This window comes from Azospirillum sp. B2RO_4 (genome assembly GCF_051124815.1).
Lineage (GTDB): Bacteria > Pseudomonadota > Alphaproteobacteria > Azospirillales > Azospirillaceae > Azospirillum.
This window is the reverse complement of record NZ_CP118485.1, coordinates 2,802,972-2,822,475: the sequence shown is the minus strand read 5'-3', so window position 1 is coordinate 2,822,475 and position 19,504 is coordinate 2,802,972. Positions and strand designations below refer to the sequence as shown.

At 69.5% G+C, this 19,504-nt stretch carries 23 protein-coding genes; 15 read left to right on the top strand and 8 right to left on the bottom strand.

All coding sequences use genetic code 11. The annotated features are described in order from the left end of the window. Window positions 1-175: 175 nt before the first annotated feature. The 3 genes from fliG to PWS46_RS13605 are packed head-to-tail and all read left to right on the top strand — an operon-like array spanning window position 176 to window position 2,557. Window positions 176-1,198 (top strand): flagellar motor switch protein FliG, encoded by a 1,023-nt coding sequence (gene fliG, locus PWS46_RS13615; RefSeq protein ID WP_434616156.1) that lies wholly within the window; start codon window positions 176-178, stop codon window positions 1,196-1,198. A 13-nt stretch (window positions 1,199-1,211) separates the two neighbouring features. Next, window positions 1,212-2,057 carry an AraC family transcriptional regulator gene (locus PWS46_RS13610; RefSeq protein ID WP_434616153.1) on the top strand — a complete coding sequence of 282 codons (846 nt, stop codon included), beginning with the start codon at window positions 1,212-1,214 and terminating at the stop codon, window positions 2,055-2,057. A gap of 44 nt (window positions 2,058-2,101) precedes the next feature. Continuing rightward, entirely contained in the window at window positions 2,102-2,557 is a 456-nt protein-coding gene (locus tag PWS46_RS13605; protein WP_434616150.1) for a DUF2000 family protein, read from the top strand. A gap of 20 nt (window positions 2,558-2,577) precedes the next feature. On the opposite strand, the gene PWS46_RS13600 is transcribed toward PWS46_RS13605, so the two are convergent. Both PWS46_RS13600 and PWS46_RS13595 read right to left on the bottom strand, forming a co-directional pair. After that, complete coding sequence (locus PWS46_RS13600) at window positions 2,578-3,774, bottom strand: sensor histidine kinase (protein ID WP_434616147.1); 1,197 nt, start codon at window positions 3,772-3,774, stop codon at window positions 2,578-2,580. A gap of 69 nt (window positions 3,775-3,843) precedes the next feature. Continuing rightward, window positions 3,844-4,341, bottom strand: coding sequence for a low molecular weight protein-tyrosine-phosphatase (locus PWS46_RS13595; protein WP_434616144.1), 498 nt, complete (start codon window positions 4,339-4,341; stop codon window positions 3,844-3,846). A 166-nt stretch (window positions 4,342-4,507) separates the two neighbouring features. Between PWS46_RS13595 and cobB the strand changes: the two genes are divergently transcribed. Continuing rightward, a complete protein-coding gene (gene cobB, locus PWS46_RS13590; RefSeq protein WP_434616141.1) occupies window positions 4,508-5,248 on the top strand; it encodes a Sir2 family NAD+-dependent deacetylase in 741 nt (246 codons plus the stop codon). A gap of 19 nt (window positions 5,249-5,267) precedes the next feature. Further along, window positions 5,268-5,867 (top strand): uracil-DNA glycosylase family protein, encoded by a 600-nt coding sequence (locus PWS46_RS13585; RefSeq protein ID WP_434620018.1) that lies wholly within the window; start codon window positions 5,268-5,270, stop codon window positions 5,865-5,867. 25 nt (window positions 5,868-5,892) lie between these two features. Here the strand turns inward: PWS46_RS13585 and PWS46_RS13580 are convergent, their stop codons facing one another. After that, window positions 5,893-6,243 carry a metallopeptidase family protein gene (locus PWS46_RS13580; RefSeq protein WP_083896940.1) on the bottom strand — a complete coding sequence of 117 codons (351 nt, stop codon included), beginning with the start codon at window positions 6,241-6,243 and terminating at the stop codon, window positions 5,893-5,895. Between the two features lie 141 nt (window positions 6,244-6,384). Here PWS46_RS13580 and PWS46_RS13575 point away from each other — a divergent pair, with 141 nt between their 5' ends. Together PWS46_RS13575 and PWS46_RS13570 are read left to right on the top strand one after the other, a co-directional pair. Continuing rightward, a complete protein-coding gene (locus tag PWS46_RS13575) occupies window positions 6,385-6,687 on the top strand; it encodes a 4a-hydroxytetrahydrobiopterin dehydratase (RefSeq protein ID WP_085087067.1) in 303 nt (100 codons plus the stop codon). A 72-nt stretch (window positions 6,688-6,759) separates the two neighbouring features. After that, entirely contained in the window at window positions 6,760-7,071 is a 312-nt protein-coding gene (locus PWS46_RS13570) for a polyhydroxyalkanoic acid system family protein (RefSeq protein ID WP_085087065.1), read from the top strand. 172 nt (window positions 7,072-7,243) lie between these two features. Here PWS46_RS13570 and PWS46_RS13565 read toward each other — a convergent pair whose 3' ends face one another. Genes PWS46_RS13565 through PWS46_RS13555 form a run of 3 tightly spaced genes read right to left on the bottom strand, consistent with a single transcriptional unit; the run spans window position 7,244 to window position 10,287 of the window. Beyond that, window positions 7,244-8,287, bottom strand: a complete 1,044-nt coding sequence (locus PWS46_RS13565; RefSeq protein WP_434616136.1) for a site-specific tyrosine recombinase XerD — start codon at window positions 8,285-8,287, stop codon at window positions 7,244-7,246. 4 nt (window positions 8,288-8,291) lie between these two features. Next, the gene (locus PWS46_RS13560; RefSeq protein ID WP_434616133.1) at window positions 8,292-10,166 is read right to left on the bottom strand and encodes a hypothetical protein; all 1,875 of its coding nucleotides are present in this window, start codon (window positions 10,164-10,166) and stop codon (window positions 8,292-8,294) included. Next, the gene (locus tag PWS46_RS13555) at window positions 10,147-10,287 is read right to left on the bottom strand and encodes a hypothetical protein (protein ID WP_174757190.1); all 141 of its coding nucleotides are present in this window, start codon (window positions 10,285-10,287) and stop codon (window positions 10,147-10,149) included. Before PWS46_RS13555 ends, PWS46_RS13560 begins: the two co-directional genes overlap by 20 nt. A gap of 324 nt (window positions 10,288-10,611) precedes the next feature. Between PWS46_RS13555 and PWS46_RS13550 the strand changes: the two genes are divergently transcribed. The 5 genes from PWS46_RS13550 (at window position 10,612) to PWS46_RS13530 (ending at window position 14,518) form a co-directional block, all read left to right on the top strand. Beyond that, complete coding sequence (locus tag PWS46_RS13550) at window positions 10,612-11,319, top strand: shikimate kinase (protein ID WP_434616129.1); 708 nt, start codon at window positions 10,612-10,614, stop codon at window positions 11,317-11,319. Window positions 11,320-11,370: 51 nt separating this feature from the next. After that, window positions 11,371-12,516, top strand: a complete 1,146-nt coding sequence (gene aroB / locus PWS46_RS13545) for a 3-dehydroquinate synthase (RefSeq protein WP_434616126.1) — start codon at window positions 11,371-11,373, stop codon at window positions 12,514-12,516. 118 nt (window positions 12,517-12,634) lie between these two features. Then, a complete protein-coding gene (locus PWS46_RS13540; RefSeq protein WP_434616123.1) occupies window positions 12,635-13,147 on the top strand; it encodes an SRPBCC family protein in 513 nt (170 codons plus the stop codon). Window positions 13,148-13,324: 177 nt separating this feature from the next. Next, the gene (locus PWS46_RS13535) at window positions 13,325-13,786 is read left to right on the top strand and encodes a CBS domain-containing protein (RefSeq protein ID WP_434616120.1); all 462 of its coding nucleotides are present in this window, start codon (window positions 13,325-13,327) and stop codon (window positions 13,784-13,786) included. Window positions 13,787-13,900: 114 nt separating this feature from the next. Further along, a complete protein-coding gene (locus tag PWS46_RS13530; protein WP_434616117.1) occupies window positions 13,901-14,518 on the top strand; it encodes a DUF2889 domain-containing protein in 618 nt (205 codons plus the stop codon). A gap of 25 nt (window positions 14,519-14,543) precedes the next feature. On the opposite strand, the gene PWS46_RS13525 is transcribed toward PWS46_RS13530, so the two are convergent. Next, window positions 14,544-15,026, bottom strand: a complete 483-nt coding sequence (locus PWS46_RS13525) for a ribbon-helix-helix domain-containing protein (protein WP_434616114.1) — start codon at window positions 15,024-15,026, stop codon at window positions 14,544-14,546. 256 nt (window positions 15,027-15,282) lie between these two features. Then, window positions 15,283-15,558, bottom strand: a complete 276-nt coding sequence (locus PWS46_RS13520) for a BolA family protein (protein ID WP_434616111.1) — start codon at window positions 15,556-15,558, stop codon at window positions 15,283-15,285. A 211-nt stretch (window positions 15,559-15,769) separates the two neighbouring features. Between PWS46_RS13520 and PWS46_RS13515 the strand changes: the two genes are divergently transcribed. The 3 genes from PWS46_RS13515 (at window position 15,770) to cobT (ending at window position 19,504) form a co-directional block, all read left to right on the top strand. Next, window positions 15,770-16,354, top strand: coding sequence for a DnaJ domain-containing protein (locus PWS46_RS13515; RefSeq protein ID WP_434620016.1), 585 nt, complete (start codon window positions 15,770-15,772; stop codon window positions 16,352-16,354). 74 nt (window positions 16,355-16,428) lie between these two features. Next, window positions 16,429-17,433: a cobaltochelatase subunit CobS gene (cobS, locus tag PWS46_RS13510; protein WP_252138415.1), complete on the top strand. Its 1,005-nt coding sequence runs from the start codon at window positions 16,429-16,431 to the stop codon at window positions 17,431-17,433. A 199-nt stretch (window positions 17,434-17,632) separates the two neighbouring features. Further along, window positions 17,633-19,504 (top strand): cobaltochelatase subunit CobT, encoded by a 1,872-nt coding sequence (gene cobT, locus PWS46_RS13505; protein WP_434616107.1) that lies wholly within the window; start codon window positions 17,633-17,635, stop codon window positions 19,502-19,504.

Genomic DNA, 19,504 nt, shown 5'->3' with positions numbered 1-19,504 from the left:
CGGCGGAGAACGGCAGGAGGGGCGGGGAATCGGCCGAATTTGTCCCCGCCCTTCGCCCCCGAAGGGATGGAATGCGCAAGCGGAACGTATTAAAACGGAAGAACAGCAAACCAGACGTATAAGAATGAACCGCCCGCGCCCGTCGTGAGGTGGGCGGAGTGGCGGAGGCGGACAGATGGCGTTGAAGGTTCGCGAGGATTACCGGACCCTCACCGGCCCGGAAAAGGCCGCCATCATGATGCTGGCGCTGGGCGAGGAGCATTCGTCCAGGTTGTTCTCGCTGATGGATGACGAGGAGATCAAGGAACTGTCCCAGGTGATGGCCAACCTGGGCACGGTGTCGGCCAACCTGATCGAACGACTGTTCGTCGAGTTCGCCGAGCAGATGTCGGCCACCGGATCGCTGGTCGGTTCCTTCGATTCGACCGAACGCCTGCTGATGAAGACCCTGCCGAAGGACAAGGTCGACCAGATCATGGAGGAAATCCGTGGTCCGGCCGGCCGGACGATGTGGGACAAGCTGGCGAACGTCAACGAGTCGGTGCTGTCCAACTATCTGAAGAACGAGTATCCGCAGACCGTCGCGGTGGTCCTGTCCAAGATCCGTCCCGAACATGCCGGCCGCGTGCTGACCCAACTGCCGGAAAGCTTCGCAATGGAGGTCATCATGCGCATGCTGCGCATGGAGGCGGTGCAGAAGGAGGTTCTGGACGACGTCGAGCGCACCCTGCGCACCGAGTTCATGACCAACCTCGCCCGCACCAGCCGCCGCGACAGCCACGAGATGCTGGCGGAGATCTTCAACGGCCTGGACCGCACCACCGAACACCGCTTCATGGCCGCGCTGGAGGAACGCAACCGCGACAGCGCCGAGCGCATCAAGTCGTTGATGTTCACCTTCGAGGACCTGTCGAAGCTCGACCCCAGCGGCGTCCAGACGATGCTGCGCACCGTGGACAAGCAGAAGCTGGGCACCGCGCTGAAGGGCGCGTCGGAAACGCTGAAGGATCTGTTCTTCTCCAACATGTCGGAGCGCGCCGCCAAGATTCTGCGCGAGGACATGGCGGCGATGGGTCCGGTGCGCGTGCGCGACGTGGACGAGGCGCAGATGTACATGGTGCAGTTGGCGAAGGACCTTGCCGCCCGCGGCGAACTGGTCCTGGCCGAAGGCAGCGGCGAGAACGAGCTGATCTACTGATCGGGAGGATAGAGTGCCCGGCGGAAAGGACGACTGGGTGGCGGTGCGCCGCGATGCGGAGACCGGCATCGAAACCATCCGCGCCCATTTCCGCGGCCATGCCTATGACCTGCACGACCATGACGAGCTTCTGGTCGGCGTCACCGAGCAGGGGGTGCAGGCCTTCCGCTGCCGGCGGCGGCTGCACACCAGTGTCCCCGGCCGCGTCATCCTGATCGAACCCGGCGAGGCCCATGACGGCCACAGTCCGGGGGAAGAGGGCTTCACCTATGCCATGCTCTATCTGCCGGTGCCGCTGCTGTCCGCCCGCAGCGAGGCGTTGCGCAGCCTGACGCCGCGCGGAACCGGTCTGCCGCTGGGCTTCCGCGACACGCTGGCCGACGATCCCGGCCTTGCGGCGACGATCCGCTCCGCCTTCCTGGCCCTGCACCAGCGCGAGGGGCGGCTGGCCCGCGACCTGTCGGTGGACCGGCTGGCGGCGAGGCTGGCCGGCCATCTCACGCCGCCACAGGAGCGCCGGCCTCTGCGTCCCGACCGCGCCGCCGCGCTGGCGCGCGAGCTGCTTCATGCCCGGATGGCCGAGGATATCGGGCTGGACGAGCTGGCGGCGGCGGCCGGCGTCGACCGCTTCCGGCTGAACCGCGCCTTCCGCGCCGCCTTCGGCCTGTCGCCGCACGCCTATCTGGTTCGGCTGCGCCTGCGCGCCGCCCGGCGCCGTCTGGCCGAGGGAGAGGCGCCGGCCCTGGTCGCGGCGGAGGTCGGGTTCGCCGACCAGAGCCATCTCGGCCGCTGGTTCCGCCGCGCCTATGGCCTGACGCCAGCCGCCTATCGCGATCTGTGCACGAACGTTCCAGACTGAGGCGCGATCATCCGGCATCTGGTTGGGCAAAGGAGACAACCACCATGCCCGACAGCCTGATGACCGAAACGATGTCCTCCGATGCCCCCGTCCGCTTCGGCACCAAGGTCGCGCTGGTCATCCGCGCCGATTTGGCCGTGTGGCAGAAGCTGAACGTCGCCGCCTTCCTCGCCACCGGGATCGCCGCCGCGGCGCCGGACGCGCTGGGGGAGGAGTATGTCGATGGCGCCGGCCGCCGCTATGGCCGGATGCTGGGCCAGCCGATGATGATCTTCACCGCCGACGGCGGGCAGCTGCGGGCCGTCCGCGATGCCGCGCTGGAACGGGGGCTGACGCTGGTGCCCTATGTCGCCGCGATGTTCGGCACCGGCCATGACGCCGCCAACCGCGCCGCCTTCCGGGCCGAGGACCCCGACGCCCCCGATCTGGTCGGGCTGGCCCTGCGCGGGCCGAAGAAGGCGGTCGACAAGACGGTGAAGGGGCTTGCCCTGCACGGGTGAGGGGTTCTCCCTCCTGCCCGTCAAAGCTCCTGTGGCACCGTGATCGTCACGGCGGTGCCGGCACCCGGCCTGCTGTCGAAGGCGAGCCGGCCGCCGAGCGGGCCGGTCACCGTGTTGAACACCACCGCCAGCCCCAGCCCCTTGTGGCCGCGACCACGGGCGGTGGTGAAGAAGGCGTCGGTCAGGGTCGGCAGATTGCCGGCGGGGATGCCGGCGCCGCGGTCGCGGACGGTCAGGCTCCAGGCCGGGACGGCTTCCAGCATCGCCGGCCGGATCGTCACCTCGACCTCGCCCGGACCGCCACCATAGCCATGGGCAGCGGCGTTGGCGAACAGGTGGTGCAGCACGCGGTCCAGATGCGCGGCACAGCCGATCCAGGGGCAGGCGGGACCCGGTGCGATCCGGATGGCCAGCGGCAGGTCGGGATGCTGGACGGTGAACAGGGCCGCTGCGTCCTCCGCCATGCGCCGCAGTTCCAGCGCCTCCAGCGGTTCGGAATTCTGGCAGGCGGCGATGGCGGAAAACGCCTCCACCAGCTCCACCGCGCGGGCGAGGTTGGCGTCGAGCAATGCTGCCGGTTCGCGCAATTCCTCGGACGACAGCGGGCCGTTGCCGGGCCGGGCCAGATCCTGCAGGTGGCTGGCGGTGGTGACGCAGACGCCGAGCGGCGTGTTCAGTTCATGCGCCAACCCGGTCACCGCCTGGGTGATGGCGCGCTGACGGGCCAGCGCCGATTCGGCGATGCGGGCGCGGCGTTCCAGATCCTCGCGCACCACTCGTTCCGACACCTCGCGGATCATGCGGCTGAGTTCGCGCAGCAGCTTCGCCAGCAGGTCGGGCGAGGGGGAGATCAGCGCCAGGAACAGGTCGCGTTCCAGCTCGAACACCGTCACCGGCGTGGCGGCGATGACGGAGGCGGAACGGGCACCGCCGTCGATCAGCGCCATCTCGCCGAAACAGTCGCCGGCGCGGCGGAAGCCGACCTCAACCTGGGCACCGAACGGGTCGTTGCGTACCACCCGCACCGTGCCGTCGAGCAGGACGTAGAGCGAACTGGCGATGTCGCCCTCGCGCATCAGCACCGTGCCGGCCGGGGCATCGAACACCCGCCCGCGCGAGGCCACGGCAGCGCGCTCCTCCGGCGAGAAGGCCTCGAACAGGACGATGCCGTCGAGGATCCCGCCGGGCGTGGTGGTGCCGGTGGCTGCGCTGGTCATGGCTGACGGATGCTCCGAATGGGCTTTGTCCCGGCAGCATAGACCAAGCGGCCGGGGAACCGCGACACGTTACCCCATGCTTTCGCGAATCGGAAACCCGCTTTCCCGCGACAGGCGGTCCAGCAGGCCGCGCGATCCGGCCTCGCACAGGTCCAGCACCTGCTCGAACCCGTCCGGGCCGCCGTAATAGGGGTCGGGCACCTCCCGTCCCTCCAGCCCAGGCGCATCGTCCAGGAACAGGCGCAGCGCCGCTGTTGCGTTCGCCGGGACGAGGCGGCGCAGCTGGGCGAGATGGCCGTGGTCCATCGCCAGGATATGGTCGAAGCGGGTGAAGTCGGCCGCCGTCACCTTGCGGGCGCGCAAGGCCGACAGGTCGACGCCGCGGGCCAGCGCCGCGCGTTGGGTGCGCGGGTCGGGCGGCTCGCCGACGTGATAGCCGTGAGTACCGGCCGAGTCGGCGATCACTTGGCTGCCGAGGCCGGCGCGTTCGGCCAGATGGCGGAACATCCCCTCGGCGGTGGGCGAGCGGCAGATGTTGCCCGTGCAGACGAACAGGACCTTGACCACCTGCGGTATCCCCCTTCTTTCTTCTCAGCGGCTTTACTTCCGGGCGCGACGAGCGTACGCCGCAGCAGTTTTCCATGTGACCGGTTTCCGAACCGTTAGATCGGATCGCGTAAAATCGAATTCGATTTGAAGCGTGAATCCGATCGCCAAATACCAAGGGAATGCCATGCCCTCACCCGCGCTGACCAACCGACTGCGTCCGACCGACTCGATCGTCATCCTGACCGGGGCCGGGATCTCCAAGGAATCGGGGCTGGACACCTTCCGCTGCGCCGGCGGCATCTGGAGCCGGATCGATCTGGAGGATGTGGCGACGCCGGAGGGGTTCGCGCGCAACCCCGACCTCGTCCATCGCTTCTACAACGACCGCCGCCGCGGTCTCGCCGACCCGGCGGTGCAGCCCAACGCGGCGCACAAGGCGCTGGCGGAGCTGGAGCGGCGCTGGAAGGGCGAGGTCCTGCTGGTGACGCAGAACATCGACGACCTGCACGAGCGCGGCGGGTCGAAATCGCCGCTGCACATGCATGGCGAGCTGTTGAAGGCGTTCTGCCTGCACTGCCGCACGGTGACGGAGGTGCAGGGCGACCTGTCGGTGCATGACCATTGCCTGACCTGCGGGCGCAAGGGCGGCATGCGGCCCGACGTGGTGTGGTTCGGCGAGATGCCCTATCAGATGGAACGCATCCAGCGGGCGCTGGAGGAATGCGACCTGTTCGTGTCGATCGGCACGTCGGGCCATGTCTACCCCGCCGCCGGTTTCGTGGCGGAGGCGCGGTCGGCCGGCGCCTATACGGTCGAGCTGAACCTGGAACCGTCGGAGGGCGCCTCCTATTTCCACAGCTCGATCCACGGCCCGGCGACCCAGGTGGTGCCGGCCTTCGTCCAGGATTTGCTGACGCTTGTCTGATGAACCGGTGTCTGATGACATGGTCGAGGGCGGTTCGGATCTCGACCGCCTGTTCGCGACGGTGCGCGCCTGCACGCTGTGCGCGGGGGTGCTGCCCCACGGCTGCCGCCCGGTCGTGCGCGGCAGCCCGACCGCCCGGCTGCTGATCGTCGGGCAGGCGCCCGGCGCGCGGGTGCATGCCAGCGGCATCCCCTGGGACGACGCCTCCGGCGACCGGCTGCGCAAGTGGCTGGCGATGGACCGCACCGCCTTCTACGATGAATCCCGCATCGCCGTGGTGCCGATGGGGCTGTGCTATCCCGGAACCATGCCGAAGGGTGGCGATTACCCACCGCGGCCCGAATGCGCGCCGCTGTGGCACCCGCCGCTGCTCGACGCCCTGTCGGGGGTGCGGCTGACCCTGCTGGTCGGTCAGTATGCCCAGGCGCGCTATCTCGGTGAACGGCGGAAGGCGACGATGACGGAGACGGTGGCGAGCTGGCGGGAGTACGGCCCGGCCTTCATGCCGCTGCCGCACCCGAGTTGGCGCAACACCGGCTGGCTGAACCGGAACCCCTGGTTCGAGGAGGAACTGGTGCCGGCCCTGCGCCGCCGGGTGGCGGACGCGCTGGAGGGCTGAACGGCCCCGCCCTGTTCCCCTCCCCCTACTCCATTGTCTCGATCCGCTCCATGTCCTCGTCGGAGAAGCCGAAATGGTGGCCGATCTCGTGGATCAGGACATGGCGGACGATGGCCGGCAGTTCCTCCCCCGTCTCGCACCAGTAATCCAGGATCGGGCGGCGGTAGAGGAAGATCATGTCCGGCCCGCCGCGCAGGTCGGCGACGCTTTGCCGCGTCAGATCCACGCCCCGATAGAGCCCCAACAGGTCGAATGGGCTTTCCAGCTCCATCTCCCGCTCGGTATCCTCATCGGGAAAATCCTCGACATGGATGACGAGGTTCCCGACCGGGGCGAGCAGCTCCGCCGGGATGGTGTCGAGCGCCTCTTCGGCCATGCGCTCCAGGTCTTCGACCGTGGGCGGAACCGTATGGGGACCTGAAGGTTTCCGTATCATGCCGCAGAAGGTAGCGAACCGCCGCCCGTTCGCCAAGAAGCTGCGGGCGGCAAAAGAGAGACGGAAGAAAGGGAGGTCATCATGTCCGATCGCCTTGTCGGCGTACCCCGCCAGACGGCGCTGAAGGAACTGCACGGCTGGGCGGAGGTGTTGGAACGCGACGCCATCCGCAAGACCTACCATTTCGCCGATTTCCCGGCCGCCTGGGGCTTCATGACCCAGGTCGCCCTGCTGGCCGAGAAGACCGGCCACCATCCCGAATGGTTCAACGACGTCGGCCGGGTGGAGGTGATCCTCTACACCCGCAGCGCCGACGCCGTGACCCAGGCCGACATCGACTTCGCCCACCGCCTGGACCAGATGGCGCCGCTGCACGACCGCTGAGGGTATGGGTTCGGGACCCAACGCCCGCTTGCGGGCGTTACCCTATCCCTGTGACGTGCGGAGCCGCCGACCATGCCGAAGCCCCTGACCCTGTCCATCCCCCACTCGCTCGGCCGGGCGGAGGCCAAGCGCCGGCTGGTCGACGGCATGGGCGAGGTGCGGGCGCGCCTCAGCGCCGTGGCGGCCAGCGTCGACGACAGTTGGACAGACGACCGCCTGAACTTTCGCGTCGTGGCCCTGGCCCAGACCATCGCCGGCCACATCGACGTGCTGGACGACAGCGTCGAGATGGAGGTGCAGCTGCCCTGGGCGCTGGCACTGCTGGCCGACAAGATCAAGAACAAGGTGACCCGCCAGGGCACGCTGATGCTGGAGAAGAAGTAGGGGTTTGTGGGGAGTAGTTGGCTGACGATGCCCCCACCTAACCTCCCCCGCTGGGCGGGGGAGGGACTGCCGACGCCTTAACGAACAAGCACTTAGCCCCCTCCCCCGCCCAGCGGGGGAGGGTTGGGGTGGGGGCAATCGAAGCCGACACCTCCCCTCCATCCTTACCCCCCTACCCCTCCGAGGGTTCTTCCACCCTGCGGCGCGCCAGCGGGTGGTGGTCGTGCATGACCTTCTTCAGCCGCTCGGTCACCACGTGCGTATAGATCTGCGTCGTCGCGATGTCGGCATGCCCCAGCATCTTCTGGACGGAGCGCAGGTCGGCGCCATGGTCGAGCAGATGGGTGGCGAAGGCGTGGCGCAGCACGTGCGGGCTGACCTTTTCCGGGTCGATCCCGGAGTCGATGGCCAGTTGCTTCAACAGCTGGGCGAAGCGCTGGCGCGTCAGGTGCCCTTCGGCGGAGCTGCGTGACGGGAACAGGAAGGGGCTGTGCCCGGCCTCACCCCCTGCCCCGGCGGTCGGCGGGATGAAGTGGCCGCGCAACGGGATGTAGCCGGCCAGCGCCGCCAGCGCCGGATCGGACAGCGGCACCATGCGTTCCTTGCCGCCCTTGCCGCGCACCAACAGGCCGCGGCCGTCGCGCATGATCGCGGTCATCGGCAGGCCGACCAGTTCCGACACGCGCAGGCCGGTGGCGTAGAGCACCTCAAGCAGCGCCACCAGCCGCAAGCCTTCCGGCCCGCCGCGCGCCTCGGCGGTGGACAGCATGGCGCCGACCTCCGCCTCCGTCAGGATCTTGGGCAGCGGGCGGCCCTGCTTGGGGCTGTCGAGCGGCGAGGCGGGGTCGTCGACGCGGCGGCCTTCCGACAGCAGGAAGCGGTAGAACTGCCGCATCGCCGACAGCCGCCGCGCCACGGTGCGCGGCGCGCCGTCCTTGCTCTGCACCGCCAGATAGGCGCGGAGGTCCTCGGTCCCGGCCGATTCCAGCGCGACGCTGCGCTGGGCCAGCCAGCGGCCGAGGTCGGCGAGGTCGCGCTCGTAGGCCAGCCGCGTGTTCACCGCCGCCCCGCGCTCCGCCGTCAGCATGTCGAGGAAGGCGTCCAGATGCGGCGAAGTGGCGACCGTGCGCGGCTTGCACGGCCGGCCGCGCCGCTTGGCGGGAGGCTTCGCGGAGGACTTGCTGCCGGTCATGGTGGTGGTGGACTTCCCGGACATGAGGTCATTCGTCGGTTGAGGTGGGCACGGAGGGGCCGGCGATGGCGGCCATCGCCTCGCGGACCAGCGCGCGGGCGTCCGGCTCCAGCCCGACCGCCTTCAGGTTGGCCGCGACGCGGGCGGTGACGACGGGTGGCAGCGCGGCCGGCCCGGCCTCCCCTATCAGCAGCAGGGCGACGGCCACCGTCTCGCCGATGCGACCGCCGGCCGCGGCGTCGCCCAGCCGCTGCCACAGCGCCGGATCGACGCCGGCATCGCTGCCGCTGGGTGGGCCGGCGCCGTCGGTCGCCTTCATCCACGCCTCGTCCGGGATCGCTACTCCGATGGCCTGGAGAAGCGCCAACTGGCCGGCGATGCGGTTGCGGGCAAGGCCGTCGGCGCCGCGCAGCGCCTCGTCCAGCCATGCGGTCAGGGCTTGCGGATTCTCGGCACCGCGACCGGTGGCGACCACGGAGAGCGGCCACAGCCAGGCGGTGTCGGCGCTCCGCCCGCTGCGCAGGGCCAGATCCTGCCAGCGCCGCGCCTGATCGAGCCGGCCGAGCGCGTAATAGAGCCGGGTCGCCGCCGGGGCCAGCGCCGCGGCGTCGCCGCTCGGCGACACGCTGTCGAGCAGCCCGGCGGCGGCATTGCCGACCGGCCCGGCGCGCAGCCGCGGATCGACCAGTTCCACCGCCAGAGCGGCCAGCGCGACGCGCCGCCGCCCATCCATCGCCGCCGCCATCGCCTGATGGACCAGCGCGCGGGTGCGGGCGCCGCGATCGCGCCGGGCGATGTCGCGCACCCGCAGCAGCTCGTCCCCCACCGCCGGAACCTGGGCATAGAGGTCCGTCAACTGGCGGGCGTCGAGGAACAGCGAGGCCGCCGCCCGTTCGCCGGCGGCGGCGCGGGTGGTGGGATCGGTGGAGGGGTTGGTGGCGATGGCGGCCAGCGCCGGCGGGTTGTCCAGCGGCAGCCGGTCGGGCGGAACGCCGATCCGCGCCGTGCGCATGGCGGCGAGCAGCAGCGACAGCCCCTCGCCGTCACCCTGCAGCGACAGCATCCGGGCCGGCGGCGGGGCGGCGCCGGCCAGCGCCTCGGCAACCATCAGGAACGGGTCGGAGCGCCGGCCACCGCCGCGCAGCGTGGCCAGCGCCTCGTCGGTGCCGGCCCGGTCGCCGACGCGGGCGCGGCAGAACAGGGCCAGCCGGGTCCAGTAGGCGGACGCAAAGCTCCGGCCGCGGGCCAGCGCCCGCGTGCAGTCCAGGCCGCCGCGCACCAGCTCCGCATCGGTCAGCGCCCTGGCCGCCGGTTCGTCCGCCGCCAGCGCCGCCGGCAGCAGGTCGGCCAGATCGGCCGCCCCGGCGGGATCGCCGAGCCGCGCCAGCTTTTCGATGCGCAGGGCGCCGAAGCGGCGGGGCGGCGGCGCCTCACCCGTCGCGACGGCGGGGGAGCCGGCGCTCAGCAGCAGCCGGCGCTCCAGCGCCTTGACGGTGGGGGACGGGGTATCGACCGGAAGGGCGGCGATCAGCGGCAGAAGCTCCGCCCGGCCGATGCCGCGCCAGGGATCGCCGCCCAGCCCCTGCACGCCGCTGAGGGTGCCGGCGCCGTCGGGGTCGGGCGCGCCCAATGCCTCGCGCGCGACGGGGGCCGGCCGCGCCACCACGGGGGAGACGGCGGGCGGCGGGGTCACCACGGGCGGATAGACCGGTACGACCGCCGGCGCGGGGGCCGGAGCGGGTGCGGGGGACGCCACGTCGGGCGTCAGCCGGATCGGCGGGCCGAATGCCTGAGCGTGGGCAAACGCGGCACAGCCGGCCGCCAGCAGCCCGGCCAGCAGCGGAACCGCGATCCGGGGGACGCCCCCGGCCGATGGTCGGGGTTCAGCGCGGGAAGCGCTCATCCGGCAGAACCTTCTCCACCGTTTTCGACGGAGCCGGCAGGTCCCACGAGGCGAGGAACACCATGCCACCGGCGATCACCAGCAACAGCAGGACGAGGAGGATGGAGAGAAACCGGCTCATGGCACCAGGGACGTGTTGTGTCGGAAAAAACGGAGGAGCGGAGCGGAGCTACCACGCCCTGCGTCCGCAGGGCTTGGGACAAGCAATGGCTTTTCTGCTAAAGCATCCGCGACCCCGGCCGGGGGCCGGAAGGCGGCGCAGTGTAGCCACAGGTCGGATCGCGGCGCAACCCGTCCACCCGATCTTCCGACAAGGCCGGGGCGCTTGTGCCGGCCAGCTGTCGGCGGGTATGAGTGTTGTCTGTTTCAGCGGTATGACGGCCGGCGGGGACCTGGAGCGGGGAATTGGGCCTGCCGGCATCGAAGGGGACGGGTGGCGGATCGGATGGATGTGATGGGACTGCGCAAGGCGATGACGGCCCAGGGCCCGGGGACAAATCCGGGAACAGGTCCGGGCACGGGTGCGGCGGAGGATGCGGAGCCGCTGCTGCCGCGCACCGTGGTGCTGGTCGGGCTGATGGGGGCCGGCAAGAGCGCCATCGGGCGCCGGCTGGCGACGCGCCTGCACCTGCCCTTCCGCGACGCCGACACCGAGATCGAGGCGGCGGCCGGCTGCACGATCGCCGAAATCTTCGCCCGCGACGGCGAGCCGGTCTTCCGCTCCGTCGAACGCCGCATCATCAGCCGTCTGGTGAAGGACGAGCCGGTGCATATCCTGGCGACCGGCGGCGGCGCCTTCATGGACCCGGAGACCCGCGCCGCCATCCGCGAGCACGGCGTGTCGGTCTGGCTGCGTGCCGAACTGGACGTGCTGGTCGCCCGCACCGCCCGGCGCACCCACCGCCCGATCCTGAACCAGGGCGACCCGCGCGCCATCCTGGGCCGGCTGATGGAACAGCGCTATCCCATCTATGCCGAGGCCGACCTGACCGTGGTCAGCGACGAACGCCCGCCCGACGTGACGGTGGAGCTGGTGATCGACGCGCTGGAGGCGCATTTCGGCGTCCAGCTTCCCCACCGTGCGCCGCGCGGCGGTCGGCCCGGCAAGGGCGACGCCACCAAAACCGAATCCGGCAAGACGGACGCCTCCTGACCCGCCGTTCCCATCCTTATCCCTGAACCACCAGCTTCGCGGACTGCCCCGATGACCTCCGTCTCCGCCACCACCCCGGCCGCTCTCGACACCGTCCGCCTGGAGTTGGGCGCCCGCAGCTACGACATCCTGGTCGGCGACGGCGTGCTGGCCCGATCCGGCGAGCGCATCGCCGCCGTCACCCGCGGCCGGGCGCCGATCGTGGTGACCGATGCCAACGTGGCGCCGCTGCATCTGGACCGGTTGAACGCGGCGATGCAGGGGGCGGGGATCGCGCCGCAACCGGCCATCGTCCTGCCGGCCGGCGAGAAGACCAAGGACTTCGCCCATTTCCAGCAGCTGATGGACGACATCCTGGGCCGCGGGATCGAGCGGTCGACCGTCCTGCTGGCGCTGGGCGGCGGGGTGATCGGCGACATCACCGGCTTCGCCGCGGCGTCGGCGCTGCGCGGCATCGACTTCATCCAGGTGCCGACGACGCTGCTGAGCCAGGTCGACAGCTCGGTCGGCGGCAAGACCGGCATCAACAGCCGCCACGGCAAGAACCTGATCGGCGCCTTCCACCAGCCGCGCCTGGTCATCGCCGACACCGCCACGCTGGACACCCTGCCCCGCCGCGAGGTTCTGGCCGGCTACGCCGAGGTGGTGAAATACGGCCTGATCCGCCAGCCCGACTTCTTCGCGTGGCTGGAGCGGAACGGCCGGCGGGTGGTGGACGGCGACAGCGACGCCCGGCGCCATGCGGTGACGGTCAGCTGCCGCGCCAAGGCCGACATCGTCGGGGTGGACGAGCGCGAGAGCGGCGACCGCGCGCTGCTGAACCTGGGCCACACCTTCGGCCATGCGCTGGAGGCGGCGACCGGCTTCGGCCAGACCCTGCTGCATGGCGAAGGGGTGGCGATCGGCATGGTGCTGGCCTTCGACCTGTCGGTCCGGCTGGGCCTGTGTCCGGCCGAAGACGCCCGGCGCGCCCGCGCCCATCTGGCCGAGGTCGGCCTGCCGGTGCGCCCGGCCGACATCCCCGGCGTCGCCTGGGACGTCGATGGGCTGGTGCGATCGATGGCCAAGGACAAGAAGGTGCAGGACGGCCGCATCACCTTCATCCTGGCCGACCGCATCGGCAACGCCTTCACCCGCCGCGATGTCGATGCCGCCGCCGTCCGCGCCGTGCTGGAGGAGTCGGTCCGGCCCGCCTGATCCACCATATCGCTGACAATCCGCCTTTCGCACAATAGCCGCGCCGACGATTGCCCGCCCATACTCCCCCGACAAGACCGCGGCCATTCCGCCGCGGCGGGAACCGGGAGGATGGGCGATGAAGGCAATGGTGGGTGTGTCGGCCCCAACGGCGGCCTTGGGGGCGGCCGTGGGGGCGGTGCTGCTGGCGGCGGCGCCGGCCATGGCGCTTGAGGTTCGCGAGCAGGCGACGATCAAGGCGCCGATCGAGCAGGTGTGGAAGCAGATCGGCCCCTTCTGCGCCATCGGCGACTGGCACCCGGCGGTCGAGAGCTGCAACCTGCGCAAGACCGGGAAAAGCCAGGAGCGCGACCTTGCGCTGAAGGGCGGCGGCGCCATCCAGGAACGGCTGACCGGCCTGTCCGCCGCCAAGCACCGGCTGCGCTACACGCTGCTGAGCGGGCCGCTGCCGGTGAAGAACTACAACTCCACAATCCGGCTGAGCGCGGTGGACGCCCACACCACCCGCATCACCTGGTCCTCGAAGTTCGAGGCCAAGGGCGCCTCCGACGCCGAAGCCCGCAAGGCCATCGCCGGCATCTACACCAGCGGCTTCGACGGGCTGCGCAAGCGGCTGGAATCCGGCCAATAACCGGGCCATAACCGGGCGGGCGGCAAAGACATACCAAGATATGTGGTAAGTTTACAGCAATCGGTTCTATTGACTATCCGCGCATTAAGCTGACAGGATCGGTATGCCGCGCTGCGAAATCGCGGTCGAGTGCATCGTTCGTCCACAAAACCTGCAATCACGAGGGAGATGGGACACATGCCGACACGCCGACTGATGCCTGACGTCATCAAGAACCAGGAGCTGACCTGCCTGCCGCCGGACGCCACCGTGCGCGATGCCGCCACGCTGATGGCTGAAAAGCGCATCGCCGCGGTGCTGGTCACCGAAGGGCGCACGCTGAAGGGCATCGTCACCGAGCGCGACATGACCGCCCGCGTGGTCGCCGCCGGCCTCGACCCCGACACCACCCGGCTGTCCGCGGTGATGACCGCCGATCCGGACACGCTGGAACCCTCGGCCACCGCGCTGGCGGCGCTCGACCTGATGGAACGGCACCATTATCGCCACCTGCCGATCGCGGTGGGCGGCGAGGTCGTCGGCATGGTGTCGATCCGCGACCTGTTCGCCGTGGTGCGCACCCATCTGGAGGACGAACTGCGCAGCCGCGAAGCCTACATGTTCGGCACCGGCTATTCGGCGGAAGCCACCCTGGGATGACCGCAAGGTTGACCTATAGGTAACGCTGCGTTGCGGCGGGGTCGGGTTGACCGGGCGCCCGGCCCCGCCGATAGTCGAGGGTGAGCCACCCTCACTGCTGAACTGGAACGCCCGATGTCCGCGCCCTCGCTGTCCGCCCCCGCCGCGCGCGAGCCGATCCACACCCGCCGCGTCACCTGTCAGGGCTTCCGGCGCGCCGACGGGCTGTGGGACATCGAAGGCCACCTGACCGACGTCAAGAGCTACGGCTTCCACACCGAGGAGCGCGGCCACCTGGAGCCAGGAACGCCGATCCACCAGATGTGGATGCGCCTGACGGTGGACGACAAGCTGACCGTCCAGGCGGTGGAGGCGGTGACCGAACACAGCCCCTACAAGGCCTGCGGCAGCATTACGCCGCGGTTCCAGCAGCTGGTCGGCCTGCGCATCGGTCCGGGCTGGACCCGCGCGGTGAAGGAACGGCTGGGCGGGCCGAAGGGCTGCACCCATCTGGTGGAGCTGCTGGGGCCGCTGGCGACAACCGCCTTCCAGACCGTTTACCCGATCCTGGCGCGCGAGGCGGCGGAACGCGCCAAGGCAGCCGGCAAGCCGACCCTGGACGACGGCAAGCGGCCGGCCCTGCTGAACATGTGCCACATCTTCGACAGCAATGGGGAGGTTGTGCGCAAGCACTGGCCTGCGCACTACACCGGCGGTGAAAACGAGGACGCCCGCGAAGAGGCGGTGGAATAAGCACCGAAGCCGCTGAAGATCCCGCTCAGGCGTCCAGATGGGAATGGGCGGAACCGGCCGGAACCGGGCCGGGTGACGGGAAATTTCCGCCGACAGCGACCGCGGCCTGGATGCCTTCGGCCTCGTCGGAGGGCGGCAGATCGAACGGCGTGCCGACGAACGGATCGCTGCCGCCGTGCCCGGCGCGCTGATGGCCGTCCTCCGTGCAGGCCCGGCGGTAATAGGAGGCAATGAAAACACGCACCGCGGACGTCAGGGTGACATCCGCATCCTCCGGGTTGATGCCCCGGCGGCGCGCCTGCTCTTCGATCCGCTCCTTGATCTGGGTGCAGAGGCGGTTGACGGTCAGACCTTCCCGACGGCCGATATCCTCCAGAGCATCCCACATCGACGGCTCCAGCCGCATGCTCGTGCGGTGCCCGCCGATCATGATGTTCTGGCTCCTCAGCGGTTCCACCCCCGTCTGGGGAGCGTCCACCCGCTTTTTCTTCGGCCCACGCTTCGCCATCCGCAGCCCCTTCCACGAAGCCGCCGGCGGACATGCGAAGTTTGTGTCCGCCACGGCGCGATAAATGGTTGCATATCTGGCACTTTACTAAACGCGGCGGGAATTGCAACCACGCTAGCGTCTTTCGTTCTTACAAGATTTCCTAAAATCGACTCTTGGTTGCATCCATATGTATGCTATTTCCGCCGTCCGTCCGCCCATTACTTTGAGCGTGCGAACGGTCGATCCGTGACCGCGGCGGATCCCTTGGGTAAGGTCAGGCCCCGGCTTCGCCCGGGGCGTTGGTGGTCAGGCCCAGCGCATGCACACGCTCGCGCAGTTCGTCGGCCAGCAGGGCGTAGACCATCCGCTGGCGCTCCACCCGCGACTTGCCGGCGAAGGCGGCGGAAACGACGGTGACGTGGAAATGGGTCTCCCCGGCGGCGTCCGCCCCGGCATGGCCGGCATGACGGGCGCTGTCGTCGACGACCTCGAGCCGGTCCGGGGCCAGTCCGGCGGTCAGCTTTTCGCGGATACGGGTGGCGTATTCCATGGCGGGTCCTGATGTCTGGGCACTGGTCGGGAATGCGTGGGACGAGCGGCGCCTGGGAAGCGGTTCCCGACGGCCGCGCCGCGAGCCAGGAGAGGGTGCGAGCCCCGCTTCTGTCAAGCGCCTGTCAAGCGCAACGTCCCGCGGATTGCGGATGACGGAAGCCCGATTCGGCGCGCTTGCCAGAGCCATCGGCTCTTCCCATACTTGGCCGATGACCAGGAACCGCACCCGCTCCAGTTACGACAGCTACGCCGCTCCGCGTGCGGCCGCCCGTGTGTGCGACCACCCCGAGTGCGTCGCCGCGGGCGAATACCGTGCGCCGAAAAGCCGCAGCAGTCTCAACGAGTACTGGTGGTTCTGCCTGGACCATGTCCGGGAATACAACCGCGCCTGGGATTACTACGCCGGCATGTCGACCGACCAGATCGAGGCGGAGGTGCGGCGCGACACCACCTGGCAGCGGCCGAGCTGGCCTCTCGGCAAATGGGCGACGCAGGAGCGCTTCATCCGCGAGCGCGTGGTCAACGGCTTCAGTTTCGAATTCGGCCACGAAGCCGGCAAGACGAAGGATGAGGAAAAGGCGCACCGGCGCCACCACGCCCGCACCGACGAGGAAAAGGCGCTGGCGGTCCTGGAATTGACGCCGCCCGTGGACTTCACACGGATCAAGGCACGCTATCGGGAGCTTGCGAAAAAGCATCATCCCGATGCCAACGGCGGCGACAAGGCTGCGGAAGAACGCCTGAAAGAAATCAATCAGGCCTACAATACGCTGAAAGCCTGTTATGCTGCCTGAAACCCCGTTGGCGGGCCGGGTCGATCCCGCGGCCGCCGGACAACCGACACTCGCTGGAACGTAAGAAACCACCCATGGCTTCCCAAGGAGCGACCCAGGCCAGCTCGGCCCTGTTCGACCACAAACCCGACACGACGGTCTCGGTGCGCGAGGTCTTCGGCATCGACAGCGACATGCAGGTGCCGGCCTTCAGCCAGCGCTCGGAGCATGTCCCCGACCTCGACAGCGCCTACCGGTTCGACCGGGACACGACGCTGGCCATCCTCGCCGGCTTTGCCTACAACCGCCGCGTCATGGTCCAGGGCTATCACGGCACCGGCAAGTCGACCCACATCGAACAGGTCGCGGCCCGGCTGAACTGGCCCTGCATCCGCGTCAACCTGGACAGCCACATCAGCCGCATCGACCTGATGGGCAAGGACGCGATCGTGCTGCGCGACGGCGTGCAGGTCACCGAATACCGCGAGGGCATCCTGCCCTGGGCGCTGCAGCATGCGTGCGCCCTGGTGTTCGACGAATATGACGCCGGCCGTCCCGACGTGATGTTCGTGATCCAGCGCGTGCTGGAGGTGGAGGGCAAGCTGACGCTGCTCGACCAGAACCGCGTCATCCGTCCGCACCCGGCCTTCCGCCTGTTCGCCACCGCGAACACCGTGGGTCTCGGCGACACCACCGGCCTCTATCACGGCACGCAGCAGATCAACCAGGGCCAGATGGACCGCTGGAACATCGTGGCGACGCTGAACTATCTGCCGGTCGATGCCGAGGTGAAGATCGTCCAGGCCAAGGTCGCGTCCTATGACGACGCCAAGGGCCGTGACACGGTGGCGTCGATGGTGCGGCTGGCCGACCTGACCCGCGCCGGCTTCATCAACGGCGACATCTCCACCGTCATGAGCCCGCGCACGGTCATCACCTGGGCCGAGAACGCGAAGATCTTCAACGACGTCGCCTTCGCCTTCCGCATCACCTTCCTCAACAAGTGCGACGAGGTGGAGCGGCCGACGGTGGCCGAATACTACCAGCGCTGCTTCGGCGTCGAACTGCCGGAGACGGGGGTCCAGGCGAACCTCGTGTGAGTGTCCGTGCTGTGCCCTGATCTTCGGTGAAGTCGGGGCGCAGCACACAAGGATTCACATGGATCGGGACGGGCGGCATTTCCGGGCAAGAGCTTGATCAGCGGTTCACGTCCCGGCATGTCCGTAAGAGCCATGCCCTGCTCGGTGTCGATCCTGCCCACCGCGCCGTAACTCTCCCAAGAACGAAGACGCCCCCGCGATGACCACCCAGAACGACACCCCCGTCGAAGCCTTCAAGCGGTCAACCACCGCCACGGTGCGCGCCATGTCCCGGCGGGCGGAGGTGCAGGTGGGCTTTTCGTCCGATCCGCCGGGCCTGTCGGGCCAGCGGGTGCGGGTGCCGCTGCCGGCGCGCGACCTGAATCCGGTCGAGGTCGCCAAGCTGCGCGGGGCGGCAGACGCCGTTGCGCTGCGGCTGCGCTATCACGACGCCACCGTTCATGCCCACCGCATGCCGCTGGGCGATGCCGCGCGCCAGGCCTACGACGCGATGGAGCAGGCACGCTGCGAGGCGCTGGGCAGCCGCGACATGGCCGGCGTTGCCCATAACCTGGAAGCGGCGCTGGACGACCGCTACACCCGCCAGGGCCTCGACCGTGTCGAGGACCGCGGGCAGGTTCCGCTGTCCGAAGCGCTGCGGCTGATGGCGCGCGAGGCGATGACCGGCGCGCCGCCGCCGCCCGCCGCCGCCCATGCCGTCGACCTCTGGCGCCCCTGGATCGAGGAGCGGCTGGGCCGGGACATGAAGGGGCTGGCCAACTATGCCGGCGACCAGGAGGCCTACGCCAAGGCCGTCCGCCGCCTGCTGGCCGATCTCGACATGGAAGTCGGGCAGGAAGCCGACCAGGAAGAGGAGGAGGACCAGCAGACCCAGTCCTCCGAAGACGAGGAGTCGCCCCAGCACGGCCAGACCCGCGGCCAGGACGAGGACCAGTCGGACTCCGAATCCATGGCGTCGTCGGACATGCAGGATTCGTCGGAGGCCGGCGAAAGCGCCGAGGAGGGCGCCGGCGAGGAAGGCGACATGGAGATGGGCGAGGGCGAGGGGGCGGAGGAGCCCGCCGGCCCCGGCCAGCCCTGGCGCAACGACGTCAACCGCCGCAACGAGCCCGATCCCAACGCCTACAAGGCCTACACCACCCAGTATGACGAGGTGGTCGACGCCGCCGACCTCTGCGACCCGGCGGAACTGGAACGGCTGCGCCACCTGCTGGACCAGCAGCTGCAGCATCTGCAGGGCGTGATCTCCAAGCTGGCGAACCGGCTGCAGCGCCGCCTGATGGCCAAGCAGCAGCGCTCGTGGAACTTCGACCTGGAGGAGGGCATCCTCGACGCCGCCCGGCTGGCCCGCGTCGTCGCCAACCCGGTCCTGCCGCTCTCCTTCAAGGCGGAGAAGGAGATGGACTTCCGCGACACGGTGGTGTCGCTGCTGATCGACAATTCCGGCTCGATGCGCGGCCGGCCGATCTCCATCGCCGCGATGAGCGCCGACATCCTCGCCCGCACGCTGGAGCGCTGCGCGGTGAAGGTGGAGGTGCTGGGCTTCACCACCCGCGCCTGGAAGGGCGGACAGGCGCGCGAGGCCTGGGTCGCCGCCGGCAAGCCGGCGCATCCCGGCCGGCTGAACGACCTGCGCCACATCGTCTACAAGGCGGCCGACATGCCGTGGCGCCGCGCCCGCAAGAATCTGGGGCTGATGCTGCGCGAAGGCATCCTGAAGGAGAATATCGACGGCGAGGCGCTGCAATGGGCGCACAACCGGCTGCTCGGCCGGCCGGAACAGCGCCGCATCCTGATGGTGATCTCCGACGGCGCGCCGGTGGACGACTCCACCCTGTCTGTGAATGCCGGCAATTACCTGGAGCGCCATCTGCGCCAGACCATCGAGCAGATCGAGACCCGGTCCCCGGTGGAACTGGTGGCGATCGGCATCGGCCACGACGTGACCCGCTACTACCGCCGCGCCGTGACCATCGTCGACGCGGAGCAGTTGGGCGGCACGATGATGAACAAGCTGGCCGAACTGTTCGACGAGGACGACCGTCGCGGTGGCCGCCGCGGCTGGCGTTGA

Excerpts from the sequence above, each read along its gene's own strand:
- PWS46_RS13540 (WP_434616123.1), top strand. The coding sequence starts at position 12,635 with ATGAAGGCAATGGTGGGTGTGTCGGCCCCAACGGCGGCCTTGGGGGCG.
- cobB (WP_434616141.1), top strand. The coding sequence starts at position 4,508 with ATGCCCTCACCCGCGCTGACCAACCGACTGCGTCCGACCGACTCGATC.
- PWS46_RS13515 (WP_434620016.1), top strand. The coding sequence starts at position 15,770 with ATGACCAGGAACCGCACCCGCTCCAGTTACGACAGCTACGCCGCTCCG.
- PWS46_RS13585 (WP_434620018.1), top strand. The coding sequence starts at position 5,268 with ATGGTCGAGGGCGGTTCGGATCTCGACCGCCTGTTCGCGACGGTGCGC.
- PWS46_RS13605 (WP_434616150.1), top strand. The coding sequence starts at position 2,102 with ATGCCCGACAGCCTGATGACCGAAACGATGTCCTCCGATGCCCCCGTC.
- PWS46_RS13520 (WP_434616111.1), bottom strand. The coding sequence starts at position 15,558 with ATGGAATACGCCACCCGTATCCGCGAAAAGCTGACCGCCGGACTGGCC.
- PWS46_RS13600 (WP_434616147.1), bottom strand. The coding sequence starts at position 3,774 with ATGACCAGCGCAGCCACCGGCACCACCACGCCCGGCGGGATCCTCGAC.
- PWS46_RS13530 (WP_434616117.1), top strand. The coding sequence starts at position 13,901 with ATGTCCGCGCCCTCGCTGTCCGCCCCCGCCGCGCGCGAGCCGATCCAC.
- PWS46_RS13560 (WP_434616133.1), bottom strand. The coding sequence starts at position 10,166 with ATGAGCGCTTCCCGCGCTGAACCCCGACCATCGGCCGGGGGCGTCCCC.
- PWS46_RS13555 (WP_174757190.1), bottom strand. The coding sequence starts at position 10,287 with ATGAGCCGGTTTCTCTCCATCCTCCTCGTCCTGCTGTTGCTGGTGATC.
- PWS46_RS13570 (WP_085087065.1), top strand. The coding sequence starts at position 6,760 with ATGCCGAAGCCCCTGACCCTGTCCATCCCCCACTCGCTCGGCCGGGCG.
- aroB (WP_434616126.1), top strand. The coding sequence starts at position 11,371 with ATGACCTCCGTCTCCGCCACCACCCCGGCCGCTCTCGACACCGTCCGC.
- cobT (WP_434616107.1), top strand. The coding sequence starts at position 17,633 with ATGACCACCCAGAACGACACCCCCGTCGAAGCCTTCAAGCGGTCAACC.
- PWS46_RS13550 (WP_434616129.1), top strand. The coding sequence starts at position 10,612 with ATGGATGTGATGGGACTGCGCAAGGCGATGACGGCCCAGGGCCCGGGG.
- PWS46_RS13580 (WP_083896940.1), bottom strand. The coding sequence starts at position 6,243 with ATGGCCGAAGAGGCGCTCGACACCATCCCGGCGGAGCTGCTCGCCCCG.
- PWS46_RS13565 (WP_434616136.1), bottom strand. The coding sequence starts at position 8,287 with ATGTCCGGGAAGTCCACCACCACCATGACCGGCAGCAAGTCCTCCGCG.
- fliG (WP_434616156.1), top strand. The coding sequence starts at position 176 with ATGGCGTTGAAGGTTCGCGAGGATTACCGGACCCTCACCGGCCCGGAA.
- PWS46_RS13525 (WP_434616114.1), bottom strand. The coding sequence starts at position 15,026 with ATGGCGAAGCGTGGGCCGAAGAAAAAGCGGGTGGACGCTCCCCAGACG.
- PWS46_RS13575 (WP_085087067.1), top strand. The coding sequence starts at position 6,385 with ATGTCCGATCGCCTTGTCGGCGTACCCCGCCAGACGGCGCTGAAGGAA.
- PWS46_RS13535 (WP_434616120.1), top strand. The coding sequence starts at position 13,325 with ATGCCGACACGCCGACTGATGCCTGACGTCATCAAGAACCAGGAGCTG.
- cobS (WP_252138415.1), top strand. The coding sequence starts at position 16,429 with ATGGCTTCCCAAGGAGCGACCCAGGCCAGCTCGGCCCTGTTCGACCAC.